Source organism: Microcoleus sp. (assembly GCF_049646505.1).
In the GTDB taxonomy this organism is placed as follows: Bacteria; Cyanobacteriota; Cyanobacteriia; order Cyanobacteriales; family Microcoleaceae; genus Microcoleus.
The window spans coordinates 1-10,355 of the sequence record NZ_JBARVX010000341.1 but is presented as its reverse complement, the minus strand read 5'-3'; the positions used below and the strand labels follow the sequence as shown (position 1 = coordinate 10,355).

Sequence of the window (10,355 nt, the reverse complement as noted above, 5' to 3'; positions counted from 1 at the left end):
AACTCAGGAATATCAGAGGTATCGATCGCAGATTCTGGAATATTTTCTAATTCTTCAAGTCGTTTGGGCGAGATAGTCATAGTAGGTATTTTTTTCTTGACGAGTGGCTTTTCTTGCAGAGATGATGTGGATACACTCCATTTGGTCGATCGCACTCACTCTCTAAATTCGCCTGCGATAATTAGATAGGTTTCACCATATCTCCAACTTCAGCGTCTTCAAAAGGTACTAACTCATCCAAGGTTTCCATCACCTCTTCACCAGAACCGTATATACCTGTTCGTTTAGTAGCCATCCGCCGAAACTGCTTTTGATCGGATTCAATAGTACACATTTTTTCTTGGACATGAATAACCCGTCCTTTACCTTTAACGATTTCTAAATATCCTAAAGATTCCCCAGTATTTGGATCTCGGAGTTCTTCTTCACTCAATCGATATACCAGCACCCTTTGACCTTCTTTTAAACCATGTATCGTTCCTCTATTAATAGCTAGCTTGTAGCTGTTAATAATTGAAATAACCGTTGCAGGGAAGGTTATTTCCTTGACATCTTGGATGGCTTGGGTACTCTCCATATTTTTTTCCTGAAGCTTTTATTAAGGGGTATAAATATTTTGCATCATATCCCTAGTGATACTAGGCTTGACTACAGTCCTGTCCAATATTTTAGCATCATTTCTGGCTAACTTTTCCAAAATGTCTTGATAAGCACTAACAGGCTTATCCATTAAAGCCTGAATTTTTCCATTCGCTTGAACCGTGATCGCGACACCCGTTCCGATTAACCTTTCAAATTCGTCCTCACCTGTATAGTAGAAAGAAAGAAAAGTATTATTAGAAAGCAATTCAGAATTTTCTAGCAAACATTCTATCTCTAGACCCGTTTTTCCTTGAGGCTGTCTTGCAAATAAAATTTTAGGAAGTAAACGCCTATTTACTTTTGCTTCTAGTTCACCATTTCTAATTATCAACTTCTCAAACTCGGCTTTGGCTTTTTTATATTCACTGAAGCTTTTAGAGGCTGCATTAAAGAGAGTGGCTATTAACAATAAAATAAAAAATATAATAACAATCGCTAAGTCTAGAGGGATGTTTGTCTTTACCGGAAACCGTGTTAATAAAATTGTAATTCCCACCCCCATGAATCCAATCAAAATCCCTTGGATATCCAAAAAACTAGACCAGATTAAACCCCAAAAATTATCTTTCATTTCTTGATTTAGGAGATGAACATAGATTAGTCACCTGAATTTTAGGAAATATTTATTCTAGTCAAGAGGCAGGCCCGAAAGCCTGCCCCAAACTATCCTATTCTACCCCCTCAATCCGGTCTTCCACCTCCTGATAAAGTTCGCGCAAGCGATCCAAATTACTCTCCGAAGTCTCCCAATAACCCCGACCGTTCACCTCAAGCAAAGTGCTGACAATCTTGCGGAACGAATGAGGATTCAGATTTAGCAAACGCTTCTGCATCTCCTCATCTTGGATAAACGTACCGTTCACATCCTCATACACCCAATTGTCCACCGCACCCGCAGTCGCACTCCATCCAGTCGTGTTCACCAGACGCTTAGAAATCTCCCGCACGCCCTCATAACCGTGCGATAACATCCCCTCGTACCACTTCGGATTCAGCAGCTTAGTCCGCGAATCTAAACGCACGGTTTCCGATAGCGTCCGCACCTGCGCGTTCGCTGTCGTCGTATCAGCAACAAAGGATGTTGGTTTCTTCCCGTCGGCGCGCAAACTGCCGATCAATTTAGTCGGATCGGAGTCGAAATAGTGCGACACGTCGGTTAGCGAAATCTCGGCAGAATCCAAGTTTTGGAAGGTGACATCAGCAGTTTTTAAGGATGACTCAAAAATCTGCCTGTCTTGTTCCATAGTTCCCGGATTGTCGGAAGAAAAGGCGAAGGATTTGCGGGTTAAATACATTTCCTGCAACTCGGCTTCGGTTTCCCAAGTGCTGTTTTCCACCGCCAAGTTGACGTTAGACGAATAGGAACCGGAAGCGTTGGAAAAGACGCGGGTTGCTGCTTGGCGCAGGTTGATTCCCATTTCTTCCGCTTGCTTCAATGCGTGTTTGCGGACGAAGTTCATTTCTAAAGGTTCGTCGGCTTCCGCTGCCATTTTCACGGCTTTATCTAACAAATTCATCTGGTTGATGAACAAGTCGCGGAATACGCCGGAACAGTTAATTACTACGTCGATTCGAGGCCGTCCCAACTCTTCTAAAGACAGCAATTCGAGTTTGTTTACCCGGCCCAAAGCATCGGGTACTGGCTTGACTCCTACCATCCACATTACTTGGGCGAGGGATTCGCCGTAAGTCTTGATGTTGTCGGTTCCCCAGAGCACAACGGCGATGGTTTCGGGATAGTTTCCGCCGTTATCGGTGCGCTGTCTTTCTAATAGTCTGTCAACGACAACTTTAGCAGACTTCACCGCACCCGTCGTCGGGATTGACTGCGGATCTAAAGCGTGCATATTCTTGCCAGTGGGCAAAACATCCGGGTTGCGAATCGGATCGCCGCCGGGCCCGGGGATAATGTATTCGCCTTCTAGGGCGCGCAACAAAGCGCCTAATTCGTTGTCGGCACAAACTTGCTGCAAGCAGAATTCCAGATACTCAAACAGCGGTTTAATCGGTTCTGGATCGACTTTTTTGTAACCGGCTGCGTGCAAGGATTCAATCCAAGGTGTTTTCTTGCCCATGTTGAAGAAATTCAACTTGGAAACCAGGGAAACTCGGCCTTCAGCGTCGGTTTGTTCCTTCACCAAAGCGCCCACGGCTTCCCTACAAGCTAGGGTGATGTTTTGCAGCAATTCAACATCAACTAAAATGCCTCTGTCGCTGTTGGTGTAAACTTCTTCGATATCGCGTCCCAGACTGTTGGCGATAATTCGCGGTAAGCTGATCAAGTTGTCTTCTTCGCGGTCTAAATTGGCGATATTTACTAAAGTTGCGATCGCCTCTTCAGCAGTTGGCGGCTTCCCGATAATGTGCAAACCGCAAGGTAACAACCGCGATTCAATCTCCATCAACTTGCGGTAAACCAAGCCAACTAAATTGTCCCGTTCCTCGGCAGTCATTTGGGCCGCAACCCCCCCTGGCCCCCCCTTGGTAAGGGGGGGTTCGGAAGATGTGGTTAGCCCCCCCTTGGTAAGGGGGGGTTGGGGGGGTTCGGGAGGTAGGTCAATATCTTTGTCTAAATTCACCAAACGGCATTTTTCCACGATCGCATCCACAATCGGCACGCCGCGCCCCGTATCCTTCAAAGTTTGATAGGAAGCAATCAACTCGCTGAGCTCCTGCAAACCTTTGTACAAACCAGCATTTTCCGCCGGAGGAGTCAAGTAAGAAATTGTTTCAGCATAACTGCGGCGCTTGGCAATAGTTGCCTCGCTGGGATTGTTGGCGGCGTAATAATAGAGATTAGGAATTTTGCCAATCAAACTGTCAGGATAACAATCGATCGACATTCCCATCTGCTTACCGGGCATGAATTCTAGGGAACCGTGAGTGCCGAAGTGCAGCACCGCATCCGCACCCCAAATGCGCTCCAAATATGTGTAGTAAGCAGCAAAACCGTGGTGCGGGCTGGCGGAACGAGAGAATAACAACCGCATCGGATCGCCTTCGTATCCAAAAGTAGGTTGCACTCCGATAAATACGTTGCCGAAATGTTTGCCGTAAATCAGCAAATTTTGTCCGTCGCTGTTCAAATGTCCGGGAGGCGGGCCCCAATTTTCTTGCAAGCGTTCCGAGTAAGGAGTGAATTCTTCGTACTCAGCTACAGACATCCGGTGAGCAATATTTAACTCAGGACTTTGGTATTGGGCTGTGGCGTCGTGGATGACTTCTTGCATCAGCTTTTCGGCAGATTCCGGCAGTTCTGGCAAGTCGTAACCGTTACCTTTTAAGGCTTTCAATACTTCGTAAATCGAGCCGAAAACGTCCAAATAAGCGGCTGTTCCGACGTTGCCTTTATCGGGAGGAAAACTGAAAACGGTGATCGCAACTTTCTTATCTAATTTTGGTTTGCGGCGCAGCATTGCCCATTTCATGGCGCGCTGGGAAATTGCTTCGATTCGGTCTTGCAGGGCGATCGCCTTGCCAGTTGCGCCATCACGTCCCGACAAAATAATCGGTTCGATCGCACCATCCAACTCAGGAATCGCAACCTGCAAAGCAACTTGAATCGGGTGCAAACCTAAATCGCTATTTTCCCACTCTTCCGTCGTTTGGAAAACCAGCGGCAAAGCCACCATGTAAGGGCAGTTGAGCTTTTTCAAAGTCTCGATCGCCTTTGGGTGATCTTGTTTCGCCGGCCCGCCAACCAAAGCAAAACCAGTCAGAGAAACTACCGCATCCACGATCGGCAGCGGTGCCACACCTTTGGCCCCAACTTCCAAGAAAAAAGTTTCCACCGGTTTCGAGAAGTCCAAACCGCCGGCAAAAATCGGCAAAACCCGCGCCCCCATTGCCTCAAATTCCTGCACGATTGCGACGTAGTGCGCGTCATCTCCGGTAACTAAGTGAGTGCGCTGCAACACTAAACCGATGCAGAGTGCGAGGGGGTCTTTGAGGTCTGCCGAAATATCTGTGCGGGCATTATACCAGTTCAGATATCCTTTGACATCCTCAAACATTCCTGGTGCCAAGGGATGCCAAATCCCCATATCCGGGTAGACAACGGGTTCTTGGTATTGTAGGGGCAATCCCCCCGTGGTTGCCCCCTGGCCTTTGAAGACATATTTTTGTGACAGCATCAGCAGGAAGTTTTCCAAGTTTTCTTGGGAACCGCCCAGCCAATACTGGAAACTCAGCATGAAGTTGCGGGCATCTTGGGCTTTGTCGATCGGCAAATATTTCAGCACTTTCGGCAAAGTTTGCAGCAGTTTCAGCATTCCGTCTTGGAAGGAACTCCCGGATTTTTCCTTCCGTTTTTTCATGAATTCGCCGATCGCGCTTTTGCTTTGTCCCAACTGCGCCATCGAGAAACTGCCCATTTTATTGAGCCGCATCACCCCCGGCATCGACGGGAAGACAACGGCGACATCCAAGCTGTCGCGCAGCGGTTCTACTGCCGCTACCACTTTTTCTGCCAAATCTTCAATGAAAATTAGAGAAGCAATAAATACGTTGGCATCGGCCACATCCCGCTTGAATGCCTCGTAATTTTCCGGGCTGCGGAGTTCTTCGATCAGGTAGCCGCTGATTTCTATTGCCAGATTCGGATTTTTGTTATTTATCGCTCGAACCGCTGCCGACAGGGCGCTTTGATACTGCGGTTCTAGTACGACATAGACCACCTTCATGAGCGATCGCCCCTGCAAGTTTTCCGGCACGATGTGGCGAATGGTGGGCTTGACGTGAGTGAACATCCGGTTAGGCTCCTTTAAGATGCTGTTTTCGGGAATCGGGAATTTTTTATCCCATAAGCATTTTTACCAGAAAACGCTTGCCATTGGGCGATTTGAGCCTGCACATGACACAATTCGACAAATTTATGACGATTTTTCGTTACATTATTTGACAAATTCCTTGAGCAAACACTCTATTTTTTGTTCACAATTATTTACTTGACTTCTTGTAACTTATATGTATATAGATAATTTTTAAAACAAAAAAATCTAAAATTAACCAAATTTCGATCGAAAAATCCTGAAATAAGTGATAAGTCTTGGATAAAGTATCATACTTGCGATAGAGAAATTAACTGATGGAAAAAAGGGATAATTTATCTACACAGAATAAAACCTTTCGGTATTTCCTGTGTCACAAAAATTAATCTTTATTCAGGAACTTAAAACCCTTTTATAATTTCTCTATTGTGTAAGTTCCCGATCCGCGATCGAAGGAATGAAAAGCTAATAGGAATTCACAATCAAACTCATCAAAACCTAGGCATAAAAACATGGCTAACTACGAAATTTTTGACGAACAATACTACCTAGCCCAATATCCTTGGGTCAAACCGGCCATTGATGCAGGAATCATCAACTCCGGCAAAGAACACTTTGAAAAATTCGGTCGTGCCGGCGGCTTAACAAAAGTATCGCGGTATTTTGACGAAGATACTTACCTGGCCGCCAACCCAGACCTTCAACCCTTTGTCCGCACAGTCAATCCCAACGCACCTTTTGCCACAGGCTTAGATCACTTTATTCAGTTCGGCTACGATGAAGGACAGCGCCGGGCCTCCGTATCTCCCGAATACAACGAAACCTTTTATTTAGCAAACAACTCAGAACTGCAACCGTTTATTCAGAACGGAACTTTCAAATCTGGGTATCAGCATTTCATTCTATTTGGCGCAAAAGAAGGTCGTTTTGGAACTTCATTTTTTGAACCCGAATACTTAAAAGAAAATCCCGATATCGTGCCGTTTGTCAACTCAGGAAACTTGAAAACTGGTCGCGAACACTTCTTCAATTTCGGCAAAAACGAGCCGTCTAGAGCCGCAACTTTTGTTGGCAGCCGCAGCAACGACATCATCACTGGTGCCGGTGCGGGAAATGCGGAACTTATCGGAGTGGAAGTAGGTATCGACCGCAACGGGAACCGGCAGTATGAAAGCTTTGGCACCAACGAATTCGATGTGCTGACCGGCAGTCCGGGAGTTGATCTATTCGTCCTCGGAGTTCCAGCAGCAGCCCAGAATTCATCCCCGACACCGCTGTATACGGGTAACGGTCAAGCTACGATTCGGAACTTCGATATAGAAAACGATTTTATCCAACTCCAAGGAACTTCTTTAAACGGTTACAACCTGACTCCGGTTGGCAATAATTTGTCAATCCAGCGTTTTGGAGATGTGCTGGGCGTGATTGAAGGAGGTGCAACTTTGGGTTTGACTTTCCAAGAATCTAACGGTAACGGTACTTTCTTAATTGGTTAGTCATTAGTCATTGGTCAGTAGTCAGTAGTCATTAGTCAATAGTCAGTAGGGGCGGTGGATGGTGCGTGTCCGCCCTCTTAGTAGTGATTAGCGATTGCTCGTTTGCTCGTTACCAGGCTCTGCCTGGTAATGCAGATCCGGAGGCTCTGCCTCCTTCTTTCTTGCAACTTACAGGAGAGAAGACTGTAGGAAATGTTTAAGTTATTAAGTTTTCGCTCCTTCCTTAGTAGCGATTTCATAAAGTAGCGCTAGATATTACCCCCCCAACCCCCCCTTATTAAGGGGGGGCTAAGACTTCATCTATAGCACATATGAAAGAAAAATGGTATTAGTAGTGATTAGTCATCAGTCATCAGTCATCAGTCATCAGTCATCAGTCACTAGCTAATGCTGATGATTGATGACTTTTGATTGGTTGGGCAATTGTGCCGTAAAACAGTTTGATCGATCGCACTTTACATTCTTACTTAAAAAAGCAAAAATGAATTACGATATTTTTGACGAACAATACAACCCGTCGCTTTGACACGATCGCTGTTATTGAAGGCGGCGCAAATCTCAAGTTGAATGTATTACCACAACTTAATGGTTCTCTACTTCTTCTTGGGTAGAAATCTCGAAGCTATTAAGGATTTGTCTTTGGATGCTGGGGAGTGCGATCGCTAATTGAGCTTAAATGAGATTAGACACTGAAAAAAACAATCACCCGATCGGGTGATTGTCTCAATTCCAGATGATTGATAAATTGCACAAACAGCAAATTAAAGCCGCAGGAGGAAAACATGGCTAACTACGCAATTTTTGACGAAAAATACTACCTTTCGCAGTATCCTTGGGTCAAACCAGCAATTGACACAGGAGTTATCAAATCTGGACAAGAACACTTTGAAAAATACGGTCAAGCCGGCGGCTTAACTAAAGTATCGCGGTATTTTGACGAAGCTACTTACCTTGCGGGCAACCCAGATATTGCTGCCTTAGTCCGCACCCCCAACAACCCAAATGCGGCTTTTGCGACCGGGCTAGACCACTTTATCCAGTTTGGTTACGAAGAAGGTCGCACTCGCGTATCTGCTGAGTATAACGAAGCGTTTTATATCGCAAATAACCGACAGTTGCAGCCGTTTATTCAGAATGGAACTTTTAAAAACGGCTACCAGCATTTCATTCAATTCGGCATCAAAGACGGTCAGTTTGGGACTTCTTTTTTTGAAACAGAATACTTACAAAAAAATCCTGATGTTCGGCCGCTTGTCGAATCGGGAGCATTGAAAACTGGTCGGGAACACTACTTCAATTTCGGCAAAAGCGATCCTAGCCGCTCTGCGACTTTTATCGGAAGTTCCGGGAATGACATGATTGCCGGTGCTGGGGTGGGAAATACCGAATTAATTGGAGTTGAAGTAGGTTTAGGTACAGGTGATGCCTTTTCCATTCCCGGTCGAAATTATGAAAGTGACGGCAGTAATGAATTCGATACTCTCACTGGCGGTAGCGGCCGCGATAAGTTCGTACTCGGAGACATCATACAAGGTACTGGCGGTAAGGGAAACAGTTCCCCAACAAAGTTATATATCGGGCCTGGCTTTGCTACAATTCGGAACTTTACCCAAGGTCAGGATAGCATTCAGCTAGCAACAGGCGATTTCCAACCTTCCTTAGAGGAATTTTTGATATTTCCCATCAACAACAATCGAGATTTAGCTATCCAAACGAATGGCTTGTTCGTCTCCCGTCCAGATGGAAGTTCGGAAATTAGTAGATTTGACACGATCGCTGTTATTGAAGGTGGCGGAAATCTCAAGTTGAATTTATTACCAGAATCTAGAGGTTCTTTATCTCTACTTGGGTAGAAATCTCGAAGCTATTGGGGATTTGGCTGATCGCTGCTGGGGAGTGCGATCGCACATTCGCAAAAAGGGCGATTCCCTACGGGATAGCTGCGCTTCACGCACTTTGCTATTGTGGCAACTCGCCAAAGCGATCGCGGTATCTAACTACCAATTCTTCAGCCGTCAAATACCTGCTACCTCTTTCATCAAACCAATACAAAACTTCTAACTGCCTTTCTCCCTCGCTACATCGACCTCGACCAATTCCTAAACCCACTTCCGGCATCCAAAAAGGTTTGCCAATTTGTTGTTCGTACTCGCCGTTTATCGTTTGGTAAACTTCAAACGGTTGATCGAGTTTTGATTTTCGTTATCCACAGGAGTATCATCCGAAGAAGGAAGCTCGGAGCCCGTTGGCAAACGCATTTCTCGATCGAGTAGTACCATGATAGAAAAATGGCAAATTTATTAATTAATTGTATCATCTAGAAACCGGATTTATTCAATTAACCCGGCTTCTAAGTCTTTAATATAGGGCTTGGAAAAGTCAAATTCACCCCCCTTAGTCCCCCCTTATTAAGGGGGGAAACAAGAAATAATCTTGCCCCCTCCCCGCGAGTTCGGGGAGGTTGGGGTGGGGTGCACTGTATTTTTGCAAAAGTTCTAATGCCGATCGCGCGCCAGCTTCAAAACCTCAACCACATCGTGATGATGTTCCGAAGATGCCCAGATAAACGCAGTCCAAGTATTATTATCCTTAGCTTTGATATCAGCACCCGCCTCCAGCAAAACCTGCACAACATCAGCGCGCCCGCTACCCGCCGCACTCATCAAAGCCGTCAAACCAAAATTAGTTTTAGCATTCACATCCGCCCCAGCTTCCAGCAAAAGCTGTACAATCTCGGTATGTCCGGCAGCAGCGGCACTCATTAACGGCGTCCATCCGTCATTATCCTGACTGTTAGCATCCGCGCTTGCTGCGAGGATTTTTTTGACAATTTCAGCATTGCCAGCCTCAGCCGCAGCCGTCAAAGCCGTCGCGCCTTCGCCATCTTTGGCGTTGATATCTGCGCGTTGTTCGATCGCACTTTCCACAGCCACAACATCACCCATCTTGACGGCATCAATTAAATTTGTCATAAAATCTCCTTTGCATCCTCTCAAATATTAAATCCTATGACAGTCGATATTTTAATCCTCTCCAACGGCCCCGGAGAATTGGCAACTTGGGTGCGTCCCGCCGTGCAAGCATTGCGCCAGCAATTGGCAAACAGGGGCACAGAAGCGCGAATTTCGGTGGTGCTGTCCCCCTGTCCGCACGCCACGGGGAAAGAAGCAGAAATCGCATCTTCCTACCCAGAAGTTGACAGAGTGCAAGCACCGGAGCATTTTTTTTCATTCCTATTATCGGGCAAAACTGCCAAAAATTGGGACTGGCACAAAACCGGAGTTGTTTTATTTTTAGGCGGCGACCAATTTTTTACGGTTGTTATTGGCAAAAGGCTAAAATATCGCACTGTTACTTATGCGGAATGGGACGCGCGGTGGTATCGCTGGATTGATAAGTTTGGGGCGATGAAACCGGAAGTTTTTGCTAAAGTTCCCCAAAAATATGC

General features: G+C 45.8%; 8 protein-coding genes and 1 pseudogene. 3 read left to right on the top strand and 6 right to left on the bottom strand.

The features are described from left to right. Positions 1-181 precede the first annotated feature (181 nt). The 3 genes from WBA89_RS17600 to bchH form a co-directional block, all read right to left on the bottom strand. Entirely contained in the window at positions 182-577 is a 396-nt protein-coding gene (locus WBA89_RS17600; RefSeq protein ID WP_424408476.1) for a hypothetical protein, read from the bottom strand. A 21-nt stretch (positions 578-598) separates the two neighbouring features. Then, positions 599-1,213, bottom strand: a complete 615-nt coding sequence (locus tag WBA89_RS17595) for a hypothetical protein (RefSeq protein ID WP_424408474.1) — start codon at positions 1,211-1,213, stop codon at positions 599-601. Between the two features lie 97 nt (positions 1,214-1,310). Next, positions 1,311-5,390 carry a magnesium chelatase subunit H gene (bchH, locus tag WBA89_RS17590; RefSeq protein WP_424408472.1) on the bottom strand — a complete coding sequence of 1,360 codons (4,080 nt, stop codon included), beginning with the start codon at positions 5,388-5,390 and terminating at the stop codon, positions 1,311-1,313. A gap of 533 nt (positions 5,391-5,923) precedes the next feature. Here bchH and WBA89_RS17585 point away from each other — a divergent pair. Next, complete coding sequence (locus WBA89_RS17585) at positions 5,924-6,907, top strand: calcium-binding protein (protein ID WP_424408470.1); 984 nt, start codon at positions 5,924-5,926, stop codon at positions 6,905-6,907. Positions 6,908-7,689: 782 nt separating this feature from the next. Continuing rightward, positions 7,690-8,760, top strand: a complete 1,071-nt coding sequence (locus WBA89_RS17580) for a calcium-binding protein (protein WP_424408469.1) — start codon at positions 7,690-7,692, stop codon at positions 8,758-8,760. 106 nt (positions 8,761-8,866) lie between these two features. Here the strand turns inward: WBA89_RS17580 and WBA89_RS17575 are convergent, their stop codons facing one another. The 3 genes from WBA89_RS17575 to WBA89_RS17565 all read right to left on the bottom strand — a co-directional run bounded on the left by WBA89_RS17575 (position 8,867) and on the right by WBA89_RS17565 (position 9,879). Continuing rightward, positions 8,867-9,025 carry a hypothetical protein gene (locus tag WBA89_RS17575; protein ID WP_424408468.1) on the bottom strand — a complete coding sequence of 53 codons (159 nt, stop codon included), beginning with the start codon at positions 9,023-9,025 and terminating at the stop codon, positions 8,867-8,869. A 38-nt stretch (positions 9,026-9,063) separates the two neighbouring features. Beyond that, positions 9,064-9,186 (bottom strand): hypothetical protein, encoded by a 123-nt coding sequence (locus WBA89_RS17570; protein ID WP_424408466.1) that lies wholly within the window; start codon positions 9,184-9,186, stop codon positions 9,064-9,066. Positions 9,187-9,402: 216 nt separating this feature from the next. Then, positions 9,403-9,879 carry an ankyrin repeat domain-containing protein gene (locus WBA89_RS17565; RefSeq protein WP_424408464.1) on the bottom strand — a complete coding sequence of 159 codons (477 nt, stop codon included), beginning with the start codon at positions 9,877-9,879 and terminating at the stop codon, positions 9,403-9,405. Between the two features lie 36 nt (positions 9,880-9,915). Between WBA89_RS17565 and WBA89_RS17560 the strand changes: the two are divergent. Continuing rightward, positions 9,916-10,355 (top strand): annotated as a pseudogene (locus WBA89_RS17560) (lipid-A-disaccharide synthase); the annotation flags it as partial.

What these genes read in the sequence shown, in the direction of transcription:
- WBA89_RS17565 (WP_424408464.1), bottom strand. Translation starts at nt 9,879, where the DNA reads ATGACAAATTTAATTGATGCCGTCAAGATGGGTGATGTTGTGGCTGTG.
- WBA89_RS17600 (WP_424408476.1), bottom strand. Translation starts at nt 577, where the DNA reads ATGGAGAGTACCCAAGCCATCCAAGATGTCAAGGAAATAACCTTCCCT.
- WBA89_RS17595 (WP_424408474.1), bottom strand. Translation starts at nt 1,213, where the DNA reads ATGAAAGATAATTTTTGGGGTTTAATCTGGTCTAGTTTTTTGGATATC.
- WBA89_RS17580 (WP_424408469.1), top strand. Translation starts at nt 7,690, where the DNA reads ATGGCTAACTACGCAATTTTTGACGAAAAATACTACCTTTCGCAGTAT.
- WBA89_RS17585 (WP_424408470.1), top strand. Translation starts at nt 5,924, where the DNA reads ATGGCTAACTACGAAATTTTTGACGAACAATACTACCTAGCCCAATAT.
- WBA89_RS17570 (WP_424408466.1), bottom strand. Translation starts at nt 9,186, where the DNA reads ATGGTACTACTCGATCGAGAAATGCGTTTGCCAACGGGCTCCGAGCTT.
- WBA89_RS17575 (WP_424408468.1), bottom strand. Translation starts at nt 9,025, where the DNA reads ATGCCGGAAGTGGGTTTAGGAATTGGTCGAGGTCGATGTAGCGAGGGA.
- bchH (WP_424408472.1), bottom strand. Translation starts at nt 5,390, where the DNA reads ATGTTCACTCACGTCAAGCCCACCATTCGCCACATCGTGCCGGAAAAC.